15 protein-coding genes are annotated in these 15,792 nt (G+C 56.1%); 7 read left to right on the top strand and 8 right to left on the bottom strand.

The genetic code is table 11. The annotated features are described in order from the left end of the window. Nucleotides 1–76: 76 nt before the first annotated feature. The gene (locus N5098_RS01825) at nt 77–1,240 is read right to left on the bottom strand and encodes a pyridoxal phosphate-dependent aminotransferase (protein WP_303651791.1); all 1,164 of its coding nucleotides are present in this window, start codon (nt 1,238–1,240) and stop codon (nt 77–79) included. Further along, nucleotides 1,237–1,722, bottom strand: a complete 486-nt coding sequence (locus tag N5098_RS01830) for an Lrp/AsnC family transcriptional regulator (protein ID WP_267635972.1) — start codon at nt 1,720–1,722, stop codon at nt 1,237–1,239. The genes N5098_RS01825 and N5098_RS01830 overlap by 4 nt, the downstream gene beginning before the upstream one ends. Nucleotides 1,723–1,855: 133 nt before the next feature. Here N5098_RS01830 and N5098_RS01835 point away from each other — a divergent pair, with 133 nt between their 5' ends. Next, complete coding sequence (locus tag N5098_RS01835) at nt 1,856–2,911, top strand: M20/M25/M40 family metallo-hydrolase (RefSeq protein ID WP_267635973.1); 1,056 nt, start codon at nt 1,856–1,858, stop codon at nt 2,909–2,911. Nucleotides 2,912–2,929: 18 nt separating this feature from the next. Here N5098_RS01835 and N5098_RS01840 read toward each other — a convergent pair whose 3' ends face one another. Then, nucleotides 2,930–3,982, bottom strand: a complete 1,053-nt coding sequence (locus N5098_RS01840; protein ID WP_267635974.1) for a LolA family protein — start codon at nt 3,980–3,982, stop codon at nt 2,930–2,932. 153 nt (nt 3,983–4,135) lie between these two features. On the opposite strand from N5098_RS01840, the gene N5098_RS01845 reads away from it, so the two are divergent. Next, nucleotides 4,136–4,888, top strand: a complete 753-nt coding sequence (locus tag N5098_RS01845) for an SIR2 family NAD-dependent protein deacylase (RefSeq protein ID WP_267635975.1) — start codon at nt 4,136–4,138, stop codon at nt 4,886–4,888. Here N5098_RS01845 and N5098_RS01850 read toward each other — a convergent pair. Further along, a complete protein-coding gene (locus N5098_RS01850; protein ID WP_267635976.1) occupies nt 4,885–5,328 on the bottom strand; it encodes a DUF5793 family protein in 444 nt (147 codons plus the stop codon). The two genes, N5098_RS01845 and N5098_RS01850, sit on opposite strands and share 4 nt — an antisense overlap. Before the next feature lie 403 nt (nt 5,329–5,731). On the opposite strand from N5098_RS01850, the gene N5098_RS01855 reads away from it, so the two are divergent. Next, nucleotides 5,732–7,573, top strand: a complete 1,842-nt coding sequence (locus N5098_RS01855) for an outer membrane protein assembly factor BamB family protein (protein ID WP_267635977.1) — start codon at nt 5,732–5,734, stop codon at nt 7,571–7,573. 89 nt (nt 7,574–7,662) lie between these two features. On the opposite strand, the gene phoU is transcribed toward N5098_RS01855, so the two are convergent. From phoU to N5098_RS01875, 4 genes are all read right to left on the bottom strand, one after another. Next, complete coding sequence (gene phoU / locus N5098_RS01860; protein WP_267635978.1) at nt 7,663–8,331, bottom strand: phosphate signaling complex protein PhoU; 669 nt, start codon at nt 8,329–8,331, stop codon at nt 7,663–7,665. Nucleotides 8,332–8,334: 3 nt separating this feature from the next. Beyond that, nucleotides 8,335–10,362, bottom strand: a complete 2,028-nt coding sequence (pstA, locus tag N5098_RS01865; protein ID WP_267635979.1) for a phosphate ABC transporter permease PstA — start codon at nt 10,360–10,362, stop codon at nt 8,335–8,337. A 1-nt stretch (nt 10,363) separates the two neighbouring features. After that, entirely contained in the window at nt 10,364–11,257 is an 894-nt protein-coding gene (gene pstC / locus N5098_RS01870; RefSeq protein ID WP_267636080.1) for a phosphate ABC transporter permease subunit PstC, read from the bottom strand. A gap of 218 nt (nt 11,258–11,475) precedes the next feature. Next, complete coding sequence (locus N5098_RS01875) at nt 11,476–12,597, bottom strand: phosphate ABC transporter substrate-binding protein PstS family protein (protein ID WP_267635980.1); 1,122 nt, start codon at nt 12,595–12,597, stop codon at nt 11,476–11,478. Nucleotides 12,598–12,767: 170 nt separating this feature from the next. Between N5098_RS01875 and N5098_RS01880 the strand changes: the two genes are divergently transcribed. The 4 genes from N5098_RS01880 (at nt 12,768) to N5098_RS01895 (ending at nt 15,792) form a co-directional block, all read left to right on the top strand. After that, nucleotides 12,768–13,172 (top strand): ArsR/SmtB family transcription factor, encoded by a 405-nt coding sequence (locus N5098_RS01880; protein WP_267635981.1) that lies wholly within the window; start codon nt 12,768–12,770, stop codon nt 13,170–13,172. Beyond that, nucleotides 13,169–13,480, top strand: a complete 312-nt coding sequence (locus N5098_RS01885; RefSeq protein WP_267635982.1) for an arsenate reductase/protein-tyrosine-phosphatase family protein — start codon at nt 13,169–13,171, stop codon at nt 13,478–13,480. The genes N5098_RS01880 and N5098_RS01885 overlap by 4 nt, the downstream gene beginning before the upstream one ends. Continuing rightward, nucleotides 13,480–14,637, top strand: a complete 1,158-nt coding sequence (arsB, locus tag N5098_RS01890) for an ACR3 family arsenite efflux transporter (RefSeq protein ID WP_267635983.1) — start codon at nt 13,480–13,482, stop codon at nt 14,635–14,637. Before N5098_RS01885 ends, arsB begins: the two co-directional genes overlap by 1 nt. A gap of 129 nt (nt 14,638–14,766) precedes the next feature. Then, entirely contained in the window at nt 14,767–15,792 is a 1,026-nt protein-coding gene (locus tag N5098_RS01895; protein WP_267635984.1) for a metallophosphoesterase family protein, read from the top strand.

Raw genomic sequence — 15,792 nt, forward strand, 5'->3', positions numbered from 1 at the left:
TTCACAACCACCTGATGGCGTCATGTGGCGCAAAATGGTGGCGCGCGGTCACACACTTGGCGTGACAGGGCCGATGCTACGCTTTGGGATTTGTCTCGTGAGTGTCGACAAACTGTTCGAGACGGTTGAGGGCTTCTTTGAGGTCGTCCATCCCTGTTGCGTAGGACACTCTGAGATGACCGTTTCCACCCTCACCGAAAGCAGTCCCGGGGACGGCTGCGACGTTTACCTCTTCGATAAGTGCCTCGGCGAACGCCTCGGCATCGTCCCACGGCGCGGCGGGGAATGCGTAGAACGCGCCGCTGGCGCGGAAACAGTCGATACCCATCTCCTCGAACCGCGAAAGCACGAGGTTCCGTCGCCGGTCGTACTGGGTGACCATTTCATCGACCACGCCATCACAGGAGGCAAGCCCCTCTAGGGCTGCGTACTGGGCCGTTGTCGGAGCCGAGAGCATCGTATACTGGTGAACCCGATTCATTGCTGTCGTCGCTTCGGCAGGTGCAAGGGCGTACCCGAGCCGAAGACCGGTCATCGCGTAGGCCTTGGAAAAGCCGTTGATGACGATTGTCCGTTCACGCATCCCCGGTAGCGTCGCAATCGAGGTATGCTCGTGTTCGTAGCTGAGTTCCGCGTAGATTTCATCCGAGACGACAGTGAGGTCGTGCTCCCGGGCGAACGCAGCAACCTCACCGAGTTCCTCGCGAGTCATCGTTGCGCCAGTCGGGTTGTTCGGATAACACATCACTAGCATCTCTGCCTCGTCAGCCCCAGCGTCGGCGAGGACCTCGCGAGTGAGTTTGAACTTGTCCTCTCGGCGCGTTGGGACTGGACAGACTTCGCCGCCGGCGAACTGTACGCCCGGAACATACGAGACATAACAGGGTTGAGCGACTGCGACGGTATCACCCGGATCGACAAACGCACGGAAGGCAAGGTCGACGGCCTCGCTTGCCCCTGCGGTGACGAGCACTTCCTCATCTGGGTCGTACGAGAGGTCATAGCGCTGGTCGACCGTCTCTCCAATTGCCTCTCGAAGGTCACGTCGTCCTCGGTTGGCTGTGTACGACGTTTTTCCCTGCTCCAGAGAAGCGATTGCTGCTTCGCGCGTTGCCCACGGTGCTGTGAAGTCGGGTTCGCCAACGCCCAGCGAGATGATATCGTCTTGCTCTTCTGCGAGTTCGAAAAAGCGCCGGATTCCCGATGGAGGAACCCGTTCGACACGGTTGGCCGGTTTCATGGTGATATTGAAAGGCGGTCATCGTCGTGACCGTCCCCGAGCAGTATCCCCTGTTCTTTGTACGAATCCATCACGTAGTGCGTGATTGTCTGTGTTATTTCCGGAACTGGGGCGACTTTGTCGCTAATAAACTGCGAGACCTCACGCATCGATCCTGCTTCGACTTCCATCAGAAAGTCGAAATCACCGCTCACGAGATGCAAAGAGTCGACCATCTCGAATTTGGCGAGTCGACTCGCGATATCCTCATATCCTGTCTCGCGGTCAAGAGTAACGTTCAACTGGACGGCTGCCCGGACTACCTCTTCATCGAGTTTTCGCCTGTCGAGTATAGCCTGGTAACCCTTGATGACGCCCTCGTCTTCGAGTTGTTCAATGACGGCCTCAACCTCGTCAGTGTCCATATCTAGCTGCCGTGCGATATCTTCCGGGCTGTTGCGTGCGCTCTTTCGGAGCACCGCCAGCACATCCTCCTGGCTCATATCGCTGTATACGAACAATAATCATGAAAGACTTGTCGAAATCGGTCACGGAACGGCCCCGTCACTCAGTCCACAGGAGTTGATCTCTCGCCAACAACGGTAGATTCAGGTAGGCAGGCTCCAACCGCTCAGTATGGACGGCTCAAAACGAGAGTTCCTCGACTCGCTCCTCCAAACATCAACACCGTCTGGTTTCGAGACAGCCGGACAACGCGAATGGGTTGCTTACGTCTCGGAGTTCGCTGACGACGTACGGACCGACGAATACGGCAACGCTATCGCGGTCATCGAGGGTGGTGACCCAACTGTCGCCATCACCGGTCACTGTGACGAAATCGGGTTCATGGTTCGAGATATCAATGAGGACGGCTCGATTAGTCTGACTCGAATCGGCGGCTCTGACAAGACCGTCTCGCGGGGGCAACACGTTGTCATCCATGCTGACGGTGGCCCGGTCCCGGGCGTTATCGGACAAACGGCAATTCACCTGCGCGAGAGAGATGACGATTCCTACAGCGATATCCGCGAACAGCACGTCGATATCGGGGTCGACGACAGCGAAGAGGCCAACGAACTCGTCGAGGTTGGCGACCCGATTACCTTCGAACAACGTATCTCAGAGCTAGAAGACGGCCGTATCACGGCACGTGGTCTCGACAACCGTATCGGCGTCTGGGCAGCAGCAGAGGCACTTCGCCGCGCTGCCGAGCACGACCCGGACGCGACGGTCTGTGCGGTTAGTACAGTTCAGGAAGAAGTTGGGCTAAAAGGCGCACAGATGGTCGGGTTTGACCTCGCACCGGACGTTGCTATCGCCACTGACGTGACGCACGCGACCGACGGACCGGGTGTCCCCGGTGACCGAGACACCGGTATCGAACTTGGCGAAGGGCCAGTTGTCGCACGCGGCAGTACGAACCATCCCAAACTCGTCGAAGCGGTCCGGACCGTCGCTGTGGATGCTGAGGTCGATCACCAACTCCAGGCGGCCGGGAGCCGAACCGGAACCGATGCCGATGCGTTCTATATCTCACGTGGCGGCATCCCATCACTGAACATCGGCGTCCCGAACCGGTATATGCACACGCCCGTCGAAATGCTTGACCTGGACGACCTTGACGCGACAGCAGAACTACTCGGCGCGTTTGCTGCCCGAGCTGCTGAGTTCTCGTACGCTGTCGACATCTGAGGACTGCCACGTCTGGGTTTATGAACACACCAGTGAGTCCGCAATCCCAAGCAGCGTCTCGTCGCTAACGCTCCCTAGCAGCCGATAGCTTGTCTCACCACACGCCCACGTGAGCGTGGTGAACGGACCGCTGTCAGTCCGGTACGTCGTTGTCCCGTCGATGTCGACGGGGGTCCCATCTAGGTTCCAGGTCCTGTCGTCCCACGCCTGCGTAATAAACAGATCTGCTGTACCATCTGTGTACGCGAGTGTCACCTGCTCGTCGGCGGCAAAGAGTGTCCCGCTATCGAACGTGAACCGATCTGGGATGTCAGGCTCGGGAACTGACCACGTGGTCGCATTAGCGAGCGCGTCGTATCTATCGAACTCTTGGATAGAGTGATGGATATCGTCTGGCGTCGTCACTGTCGCGTTTTTGGGCACGTCGAAGACGAACGTTTCGTCGCTGAGGCCAGGATTAATACTGATATCGGTGTACCGTACAGTCATCGAATGCTCACGGTTGCCGTTGCTCGCACCGGTCACTATCTTGACTGGGAACAGTGTGTCTTTGTCTAGCCAGAGCGTTTTGGGGGTGTCGACCGCGACTGTCTGGTCGTCAGGAACAAGTGTCATTTTGTGGGCTTTTGTTCCCGCGGCCGACGCTGTTCCGTTGTAATATATTTCATGTGTTTCGGTAAGCCTGGTCATGTTGCCGATGACGCGTTGTCCGTGGCTACGTGTGAGCGCTGTGACAAAGATATCGTTCTCACTTGCATCGTAACTTACTGTTTGGCTTGCGTTCGTCACGATGACATCTCCGGCACGGTTGTCGGGTTCAAGAACTTCTTGGCGAACTTCGCCGGTTTTCGGGCGAGTCTTGACACGCATCAGTAGCTCGGCCGTTTCGTTGCCAAACAGTGTTGTCCTAACGGTTGCACTGTACTCGTTAACGTCGTCTATCGCCGCTTCGAACTCGCCGATTATTTGTTCTTCTTGGGCGGTGGTCAGCGGGTTGGCGGAGAGACAGCCACTCGCTATAATAACGGTCACTACCGCAACTGCTAGTACCGCCGACCGGTCGAGACCCATACAAACACCGTCTTTGGGCAGCAACATAAACTGGCGACGGCTGTTTCCCACCCAGAAACGCCAGAAGAAACCAACAAGTCGTGATATGCTGCAGCCCTCTCCGCCACTGTCCCGGGCCGGACACTTTTGCCCGCACGGGTGTCAATATCTGCTATGAGTGAGGACAGCGCGGCTGCCGAGGTAGCACGCATGCTCGCGGCCGCCGATAGCGCCGCTGCACTGACTGGGGCAGGCGTCAGCACTGCCTCTGGGATTCCCGATTTCCGGAGTGAAGGCGGCATCTGGGATGAGTTCGACCCATCAGAGTTTCGCTACGCCCGTTTCCGGTCCGACCCAGATGGGTTCTGGGAGCGTCGCGTCGAAATGCACGCTGCAGTGTATGGCGGTGATATCGAACCAAACGCAGCACACGAGGCGTTAGGGACACTCGAACAGGCGGGGGTCCTCGATACGGTTGTGACACAGAACATCGACGGGCTACATCAGGCGGCTGGCTCGGAGACAGTCGTCGAACTACATGGCAATGCTGACCGTGTTATCTGTGATGGCTGTGGGCAGCAACAGCGTGCGGCCCCGGTACATGAGCGGGTCGTCGACGGTGACGTACCGCCACGATGTAGTGACTGTGAGGGGCTCCTCAAACCGGATGTCGTCTTATTTGGTGAATCACTGCCACAGACAGCCCTTCAGCGGGCACGCGAGTCTGCACGAGAAGCTGACATTTTCCTCGCTGCTGGCTCGTCGCTGTCAGTCCAGCCGGCATCGTCGCTTCCCCGAACAGCGGTACGGACGGGTGCAACGCTGGTCGTCGTCAACCTCGAAGAAACACCAGTCTCAGACATCACGGAGTATGAGCTTTTGGCCGATGTGACTGAAATGCTCCCAGCAATCGCCGACCGAGTCTAAAGCTCGACGCCGCTGGGAATAAGGCTATGCTGGCGGAGCAAGTCACCATCACTGTCGTAAACGAACAGGGTGTCCATCTCGTGGCTAATCGGTTTCTTGTCGCCGCGTTCGATATGGAGGATATAACTGCTGGTGTCCTCATTTGTGTCCCGTGCGGTATGGATGAGGTCGAAGACGGTCTCAGCCGGCGCGTTCACTTCGAGCAGGTACTCGCCAGTTACCCGGTGTGTGAGACTAAACACTCCTGTTGTGTCCTCTTTATCGAGGGAACCTTGTAACCGAAATGCCGTATCTATCTTTTCGGGTGCGTAGGGGTCGTCGCTCTCGTCGGTCAGTTGATTGGTCAGTGTCATCGCAGGTCCGGTGTACTCGATATCGAGCGCTGGTCGACCGTCGGAATCGGGAAGCCGGACAGTGACTGTAAAGTTATCACGCCTCATTCCGTCAATACAATCTAGCGGATGCTCACCAATTAACGTAACGCCGGTTTCGGAGGGGATACCCGTGTTCCATCACTGACTGGACGGGAGAACAGTCCTTGCTCTCTTCTGGAAGTCCTATAACAGCCAAAAAATAACAACCCAATCAGATACCAACGTGCGGCGACAAAAACGACGAAACCGAGCGAGAACATGATACCAACGAGATGGCCACGTTGCACATTCAGGCCTTGCTGACCAGCGACCGTCTACATGAATGGACCGACACTGATGAGTTGACACAACTCGTTGCCGATATTCCGCACCTGCAGCGGTCACCGTTGTGAACGATAACAGAGAGGGTGCTGTCTCATCGTCACTCGAAGTGAACGAGGTTTTACCTTCGCGCTATCTAGGTCGGATAATGACTTCGACCCGGCGGCAGTTTCTCGCGTCCGTCGCGGGAGCGACGGCCGCAGGTACGCTGGCCACCCGTGGAAGCGGCGTGAGCGAAGCGTCCCGTCAAACCACGGGCGCATGGCCGATGCACGGTGCAGACCCCGCAAACACTGGCTATCGCCCCGACGCGACAGGCCCCAAATCGGATGTCGGTCCAGCATGGGAGTTCGAAACCGACGAACCGGTGACTGCCGGGGCTGCAGTCGTTGACGGCACAGTTTACGTTGGTAGCCGAGACGGCAACCTTTATGCTATCGACGCCGCGGCAGGCACACAAGCGTGGCGCTTTGATACCGGAAGCGATGTCCGAACGACTCCGGCTGTCGCCGACGACACTCTCTATGTCGGGGCACAAGATGGGGTCATCTACGCTGTTGACACGACAGCGGGCAACGAAGAGTGGCGTTTTGGCACCGGCGATGCAGTGATGTCCTCTCCAGCTATCGTCGATGAAACAGTGTACGTCGGCAGTCGAGACGGCAACGTCTATGCGATTGATGCCACGGATGGAACCGAACGCTGGCGGTTCGAAACCGAATTTTGGATTGAATCGTCACCGGCTGTCGTCGACGGGATTCTCTATACGGGCAGCGACGACGGGACGCTCTATGCAATCGACACTGAGGAAGGTGAAAAACTGTGGCAGTTCGAGTCGGGTAACAGGATTCCTGGGTCGCCAACTGTCGCCAATGGAACTGTCTATATTGGCGGACAAGACGGGTTCATCTACTCGCTCGATGCAAAGAGTGGCGAAGGTGGCTGGCGGTTCAATACCGATGGTGCGATTACTTCGTCGCCAGCGGTTGCAAACGGCGTTGTCTACGTTGGCAGCCGGAGCCACCAAGTGTATGCTCTTGACGCCGAGGAGGGTGAGTCCCTGTGGTCCGTTGACACCGGCAGGCAGGTGTCGACATCGCCGGCAGTTGCTGACGGTGTTGTCTACGTGAGCAGCGAAAGTGAACAGGTATTTGGCTACGATGCCGAGGACGGGAACGAACTGTGGTCGGTCAATACTGGCCGGCCTGTTGAGGCTGCCCCTGCGGTGGATGACGGTGCGGTGTACGTTGGAAGCGAGAACGGGTACGTCTACGGGCTCGAAGAAGGCTTTGGGTCGACAATCCCAACTGGTGCAACAGCACCTGGTTCCGGTAACGACTCTGCTCCAGCCGCCCAGACTGACGACCCCTCTCTGTTCGATGACCTTGGCTATCTGGCCGTCCCGCTGGGTGTCGCAGGCGTGACAACAGCTGTCGGCGGTGGGTACTACTATCTCTATCAGTCCGGCGTCCTCGACCCCGTCGACAGCGCGAGCGAGACGTTCGGGGACGGTGAAGACGACACAGCCGACGACAAGTCGAACGAGGAATCGGAGCCAGAGCCAGAAGACGAAGCCCCAGACGACACAGACGACAGCGGCGATGCCATGCCGCCCCAGCAGTCACAGCTCTGGCAGTTGATCGTCGACGACGTTACCGAACGAGCCGCCGAGTCCGAAACAACGGCGATACAGGATTTCGTCGTAACGAAACATCTTGACCGGGAGACATTATCAGCCCCAGTGCTCGTCTACGAGATAGAATCTGTCAGGGAAGAGGCTGCAGAGGTCCAACTCACCGAGGCACTCGTCACGACAGATGGAGAACAGCCAAAAGGTGATAACTGGCACGTCGAAGGTGAAAAACTGATTTATGAGGCAGTGCTCGACCCTGACGAGACAGTTACGACACTCGTTGGCCGACCCGACTGCCCGGCCGACCGAGCAGACGACCTCCTTGGTAAACCGACCGTCTCCGTACAAGATATCTGAGCGCCGAGGCTACAGTCGTGATTTTGTCCCGGCGCTAAAGCGCGAGACTTTCTTCTCGTATCTTGACACGTGGCATATCTGGGCTGTCGTCAGTAAATCAACTCGTCATCGTTTTCGACCATATACACTGTACGGGAACAAATATTGACTGCATGGTCACCGACACGTTCGAGATCTCGTACTGTCAACAGTGCCCGTGAAATCTGGTCGAGCAGCGCGTCGACGTCGATGGTGTGTTCGTAGTCCTCTAGCAGTCGCCGGGCAATAGCTTCACTCGCTGTGGTACACTGCCGGTCAAGTTTGTTATCCCGCGTTGCGACAGCCCTAGCTCTATCAGCGTCGTCCTTAGCGTATGCGTCCATCGCGTCGGCGACCATCTTACCGGCCACCTCCGCAATCGGTGTAAGATTGACCGATGTCGCCAGCTCGCCGCTCGCTTCGTGTCCGTAGCGGGCGAGATTCGTCGCGAGGTCTCCCACGCGTTCGAGATCAGTCAGTATCTTGAACGACGCAGTGATCATACGTAGGTCGCCGGCGACTGGCTGCTGGAGCGTAATAAGTTCCGTACATTGGTCTTCGATATCGAGGAACCACTCGTTGATACTTTCATCTCCATCGATAACTCGGGTTGCTGTCATTGAGTCGCCAGTTTCGAGCACATCGAGAGCCAACTCGTAGCGGTCAAGAACCATATCACCGAGGGCAGCAACCTCACCGCGGAGCTGTCTGAGCTGGTCTTGATAACGCTTACGTGGCATCGCTTATGCGTCTCGCTGGTAGCGATTCCGGATGATAATTGCTGTCGCATTCATTAACAGGAGTACAATCAGCAACGTGACAACGCCGGCCGCGACGGCTCCATACCTGAAGCCGGACTTGACCGAAGATGACCAGACGTAGATTTGCATCGGCATCGCTGTTGTCGTCTCAAGAATACCGCTGGGTGGGTTGAAAATCGAGTTTGGAAATCCAATCATAATGAGCGGCGCAGTCTCGCCGATTGCCCGCCCGAGCGAGAGAATCATGCCAGTAAGAATACCCTGAATCGCCTCGGGCAACACGACGTTTTTCGTTGTCTGCCACCGCGTTGCACCCATCGCGTAGGACCCGTTTCGCATGCTATCAGGAACGGCCCGGATTGCTTCCTGTGCGGAGACAATTGAAATCGGGAGAATAAGCAGGGTGAGAGTGAGTGCTCCGGTAATAGCGGTCCCGAGGCCGAAACCGAGGAGATTCGCGAACAGTCCAAGCCCGAGCAGGCCGTAAACAACCGATGGAACTGCTGCGAGGTTGGCGATATTAATCTGGAGAATCCGTGTGACTTTCCCGCCGAGGCCGGTGTCCGGTGCGTACTCTTCGAGGAAGACTGCTGTCCCGACACCGAGCACAAACGAAAACACTGCGACAAGCGAAATGAGAAGGACTGACCCGACGATTGCCGGATAGAAGCCTGCCAGTTCGGGCGTCGCAGACGGGCCGGCCGTGAGGAACGACCAGTTAAGCCAGATATCCGGCGGTGTAACGCCCCAGATGTCGACGATAACTGCACCGATGATGACGCCACCAGCGAGCAATACCGGTAATACAACTCCGATGACACCATTCTGCCGTTTAGCAACCTGCCGAAGGAAACTAAGCGTCGGAATAGAGACTGCTAGGAGGAACAAAACTGCCGTTTTGGGTGAGATACCAACCACTGTCGCGGCTTGACTGCCAACCACCGTGACGAACAAGATAATAACTCCCGTCTGGCGGGCAGCCTTGCGTGACACTTGCAGTGCGGTCAGCCCCGCACTCGCAAGCGTAAGTGGAATCACAAGACTCCAGACATAGATGCCCCAGTCTCCGGGGTAATCCGCGTAGTTCGTAAGAATTAGTTCTGGTGCGAAACCAGCGACGCCGATTCCAATACTTGCTGTGACCCCCACGACGAGAGCGAGGATGCCACCAATCTGTGCCTGTCGAGTTCTGCGCCGACGTTCGATGGCGCGCTTGACTACGATTGCTGCTGGTACTGAAAGCACTGCGAGGTAGATTGTAACTGCACTAATAGTCCCTTCTATCCAGTCTGCGGCGTACGGCAAGAACGAATAATCAAGTGGGATTCTAATCGTGATGAACGGGTCATCAGGCTTCACAGCGAGGATTGAAGCCGCAATCAAACCTGGTGCGAAAAACACCGAGACGATTGATTTTGGCTGTCGTCGGCTGTACGCCAGCATCCCGACTGCGGGAAGGAACCCGAGGGTGTACGCCCAGAACCAAGCCTGTGGTTCGAAGACAACAAACAGGATAAGGAACATGAAGCCAAGCGCAGTTCCGCCGACGAGTCGGCCAAGCAAGCCGAACCCGACGCGACCGACCGGCTCGCGACTGCCGGCAAACCCGACGTATGCCGTCACTGGAACAACGACTGTGAACAGATAGATAAGCTGCCACGTGAGGCCAGGAACCGGCCTAATGAACGCCTCGACTCCTATGTATGTCCCTGCGATGGCTGGGAGGCCACCGCCGAGTGCAAGCACGGCCTGTTTCGTGAGCTTTGGGTCGTTTGCACTGTAAAGACAAAAGCCAATGAACGGAACGACGAGCGTGATGAAGTAGGTAAGTAGCCACTCTGGACTAGCACTGGACAGATTGAACGCATCGACGACAACGTAGACGAGCAACACTGCCAGCATGAGGATACCGAACACCGAGGCCCCAAGCGATAGCTTCTCAAATATCTTCCCCCTGATTCTGCTAACCTGTCCGAAATTCGTCTGCTCGTGTTCGTGTTCGACTCCCATGTTAGTACTCCTCCCTGTAGCGTTCCGCGATGATATCGCTGATAATGTTCATAATCAGTGTGGTAATAAACAAGAACAGTCCAAGAGCGAACATTGCATCATACGGAATCGTTCCGCCCACAAGGTCGCCGCCGACAATGTTGACCATCGCCACGGTGATTGTCATCCCTTGTTCAAGTAACACATCGCCAGGGTGAATGAACGGAATGTTGAACAACCCCTCTCGAACTGTCGGAAGCGTCGCGTTTGACCCCATCGCGACGACGACAATCATCGTCTCACCAATGGCTCGCGAAATGGCCAGGATGTACGACGAGACGATGCCGGAAATTGACGCTGGAACCACAACCCCTGTCGATACTTCGAACTTCGTTGCACCGAGTCCGTACCCGGCTTGTCGAAGCTCGTCCGGAACGGCACTCATTGCATCTTCACTGATTGATGAAACCATCGGGATGACCATGATACCGACCATTAGTGACGCCGAAAGCGCGTTGAACGTGCTCATACTGGGGAACAGCGTCGCTTGTAGTGCCGGTGTGATATACACGAGCGCGAAGTATCCGTAGACAACGGTCGGGATACCTGCGAGAATCTCTAGCATCGGTTTGAGAATTGCCCGTTTGCGCGTACTCGCGTACTCGCTCAGATAGATTGCGGTCAGCGTGCCAATTGGCAGTGCAATGAACGCTGACGTGATTGTTACCACAATGGTCCCGAATAGCAACGGAACGATACCGAACAACAACTCGCCACCTGCTGGGTTGGGACTCCATTCAAGTCCGGTCAGGAAATCGACTATCGGGTACTCTTGGACGAATGAAATCGTGTCGTGTAGTAGTGTAAAGGCAATCGCGACTGTTGTCAGGAGTGTCACGGCTGCACAGACCAGCATGAACCCACCGTAGGTCCCCTCTTTAATTCGCTCGGTGCCCCGCGAACGCTGAAGATTCAGATCAGACTGCGAGTCACTCACAGCGTACCACTACTGTTGGATTGTATGAGGGGGTACATGCACTTTCCGAAATTACAATTCCTTGCGCAGGCGAGGCAGGCAATGTATTCGTCGCGTCGTAGTTACGCGTTCGGTGCCAATTCGCAGTGCTCATATGCTTACTGTGCTTCCTCGATAGCGGCTTCGAGCTTTTCCATCTGCTTTTTCTGTGTCTCTTCGGTCGCAGGCACGTAGCCAACACGCTCGGCAACAATTTCCTCGTTGGTGGTCTGCTCGACAAAGTATCGAGCAAACTCTGCGACGTGTTCTTCGGCAAGAGAACTCATCGATGGGTAGGTGTAGAGATTCCGAGAGAGTGGCTGGTAGTCGCCCGAGGATGCCGTTTCGAGGGACGGAGCGACAGGACCGTTTCCGTTATCGATGTGGACGGCAGTCGCTTGGTCAGGGTTCTGGTAGTAGTAGGCAAAGCCGAAGTATCCGATAGCGTACTCGTCGCCTTTGACACCCTGGACAATCGTTTCGTCGTCCTCAGTCGGCTGGTAGTCGTCGGTGTGGCCCCGCTCAGTACCCTGTACGTTCTCGATGAAGTAGTCGTAGGTACCGGAGGTGTCGGCTGCACCGAAGCGGTTAATTTCTTTTTCCGGCCAGTCGGAGTTGATCTCGTTCCAAGTGCTCGCTGCGTCACTCTCCCAAATCTGAGCAAGTTCCTCGACGGTCAGGCTCGGCGAGTCGCCGAGGAAGCTGTTGTCATTGTTGACAACAACTGTCAGGGCGTCAGTTGCGGCCACGAGTTCGATATAGTCAACATCGTTGTCCGAACAGAGGCTTTTCTCTTCTTTTTTGATTGGACGGCTTGCGTTGTTGAAATCCGTGTTCCCCGGACAGAAGTGATTTGAGAAGCCTCCACCCGAGCCAGTCGAACTGAGGCTGACAGTTACATCATTGTACTCCTTAGAGAACTCCTCACTGACTGCTTGCATGAGCGGGAAGACAGTACTCGATCCTGCAATCTCGATTTCCCCTGATATCTTTGTGTCGCCGCTCGTTGACTCCCCATCGCTGCTACTGTCGCTGCTGTCGCTGCTGTCACTGCTGTCGTCGCTGCCGTCACTACTCTCACTGTTATCGTCGCTGCTATCACTGCTGCCGTCACTCCCGTCTTCGTCGTCGCTTCCTGTGGTACAACCTGCAAGCGCAACTGCTCCCGCAGATCCTGCACCGACAAGGAAGTTCCGCCTCGATACACTAGTAGCAAGTCGTGAGGACCTGTCCTCTGTCATCACCTGTTTGTAGCTGATTTCAATATAAGTACGCTTCTATTATATATATAGTATCTGTGGTAGATGTATATTTATAACAATACTACAACTTATGTCTTTGTTTGACTATATATTTTCTTGGGCAAGGAAGGGACGGAACAAACATATGAATAGCTCTTCAACTATCATCTATGGGCCAGAGCGAAGACCGTCTTCGACGCCTTCTCGAAGACGAACTCGAAGAGTGCTGTGAGGCAGACGTCGAACACCGGATGGGAGAGCTAGAACAGGTTGCCGACCGGGCCGACCGCGTCGTACACACGGATACTGCTGTATTGGGGGTATTGAGTAACGAGACACGGCTGTTACTCGTCCGAGCCCTCGATACGGCCGGCCGAGAACTGTGTGTCTGTGAGCTCGAAGCTCTCGCCGATGTAAGCGAAAGTGCAGTGAGTCACGCCCTGTCTGACCTTGCTAATGTCGGGTTGGTGACGCGTGAGAAACGTGGAAAGTGGCGGTACTACAACGCCACCGAGCGGGCGACAGCGATTCTGTCGACGCTCGATGAGACACGTCCTCGGGGAGAAAACGCGTGAACCTCGCATCTGTTTGCGTCCAGAACGCTTTGCGTTCTCAGATGTCGGCGACTTTCGCCAAGCGCGAGGCGACGGAACGCAGTCTTGACGATATCGAAATCATCACAGGCGGCACTGACCCTGCTAACGCAGTCTATCCAGCAGTCCTGAACACGATGCAGGAACTCGACATTGACATCGCTGACAGGGCTGTTCGGGACTGGGTGCTGTCGGAACCGAAAAGGGGGTCATCTGCACGCGTGCGAGAGATGGACACCAAGGTCCAAGCGCATGTGACGGCACTGTTTGACGAGAGTGGTGGGCGATAATGAGTGCTGTCGAACACGACCACGGCCCGAGATGTGAGTGTCCGGACTGTGGTGACCCTCGGTCGATGGATTTCCTCGATAAGTATCTCACCGTCTGGATTTTCGGGGCGATGGCGGTCGGTGTCGGCCTTGGCTCCGTTGCCCCGGGTGTGACAGAGACAATCGAGGAGTTTTCTCTGGTTGAAATCGGGCTGATCCTGATGATGTACCCGCCACTGGCGAAAGTCGACTACGGCCGGTTGCCAGCAGTGTTCAGCAAGTGGCGTGTGCTCTCGCTTAGCCTCATCCAGAACTGGCTCATTGGCCCGACACTAATGTTTTCGCTTGCTGTTTTCTTTTTCAGTGGCATCACACCTGGGCTGCCGGCTCGCCCCGAATTTTTCCTCGGCCTGATCTTCATCGGGATGGCCCGATGTATTGCGATGGTACTCGTCTGGAACGAACTCGCAGAAGGGTCAAACGAGTACGCCGCTGGCCTCGTTGCGTTCAATAGCGTCTTCCAGATTCTCACCTACGGAGTGTACGTCTGGTTTTTTGCCCTCGCATTACCCCCGGTGCTGGGTCTGGATATCGGTATCGGATCTGGGTTCGATATTACCGTCGTACAGGTCTTCAAGGCCATCGCCATCTTCCTCGGTATCCCCTTTGCTGCTGGTATTGCGACCCGGTCTCTCGGTACATCTGTCAAGAGTGAACAGTGGTACGACGAGGTGTTTGTTCCGACAATTAGCCCCCTTACTCTGATTGCGTTGCTGTTTACCGTTATCATCATGTTTGCGACACAGGGTGATGCTATTGTCGACCAGCCGACTGATGTGTTGCTCATCGCTGTTCCGTTGACCATCTACTTCGTCGTGATGTTTTTCATCAGCTTCGGGATGGGTCGCCACATCGGTGCAGATTACTCGACAACGACTGCCATTGGCTTTACCGCTGCCTCGAACAACTTCGAACTCGCTATTGCGGTCGCGGTCGCCGTCTTCGGTGTTGGCTCCGACGTGGCCTTTGTCACTGTCGTTGGCCCACTTATCGAAGTACCTGTGTTGCTTGCTCTTGTCAGGGTCGCCATCTACCTGCAGCGGCGCTTGGCCTGGAGCGGTCATGATACTGGGTCGCTCGATACGCGTGACGCCGAGACGACAGCGAGAGATGACTGAGTTTCCACTGGGTTTTATTGTGTTCTATATTGACATCAGTTGCTGTCCGGCTTGCTTGGACGGTTATCTACACAAATATATATTTCAACAAGTAGATATTTATTTGAGCAACGTAATGAATACATACCGATGTTCCCGGAACCATCAACTGGTCAGAGAGACACAGGAGGTCGTCCGGCCTTTCCCGCGAGCGGGGGTGCACCCCTGTCTCGGTTCGCCCGACCACGGGGCAGTGGAACCACCATCGCACTGGTCTCAGACTCACATCTGACTCCGACCGCCCGCGGTTCGATGAAGGTTTTCCATCGGACGAAACAGCGGTTCCAGATGGCTATTGCCGACGCACATCGACTTGATGTCGACGGTGTCGTGGTTGCAGGCGACATCACCAAAGACGGCAGGGCAGACGAGTTCCGCTTGGCTGATACACTCGTTGAGACACTCCCCGAACCAACAGTTGTTCTCCCCGGGAATCACGATGTTGGCCCTCAACGTTTACTCTCTGACGGCGCGGCGTTCGGGCGACGGTACGGACACAACGGCTATCCGGTTACAACAGCGATGGGTTCCGCGACCGTTCATGGAGTTGACAGTACCTCCCCCGCCACGAATCACGATGGCGGGGCAACGGCCGCCCCAGAGCTTGCAGAGCTGACAACCCAATCTCGGCCACAAATAGCTGTCATGCACCAGCCGCTTGCACCGATTCCTGCACCGTTCGATTCTGTACTTCCGGAGACGGATTACCGGGTCCACAACCCCAAAGCGACTGCCGATGCACTCGTAGAGGCCGGTGTTGAACTCGTCGTTACCGGACACCTTCACTGGCCGTTTGCCACTACCTACCGTGGGCTGAACGTTGTCGGTGCTCCGGGCTGTTCGACGTTTCCACCGTCATATCTCCTTCTCCACATTGACGCGCGCGGGACAACTGTCACAGTTGTCCCTCTCGCGGGTGAAGAGGGATTGACCGAAGCCTACGACTCTGCGGTTAACGACCACGACCGCGGCGCTGTTATCAGGTCTGTCGTCCAAGATGGCTACTTCAGGAGTTTCCCACAGATAGACAAGCAACGGCCCTCCAGTCGCCAAAGCGGACAGTCACCGACGCCTACGGAGCCAACATCGCAAACACCCTCGGGACGGTCTGGATAA

Source organism: Halovenus rubra (assembly GCF_026586665.1).
Lineage (GTDB): Archaea > Halobacteriota > Halobacteria > Halobacteriales > Haloarculaceae > Halovenus > Halovenus rubra.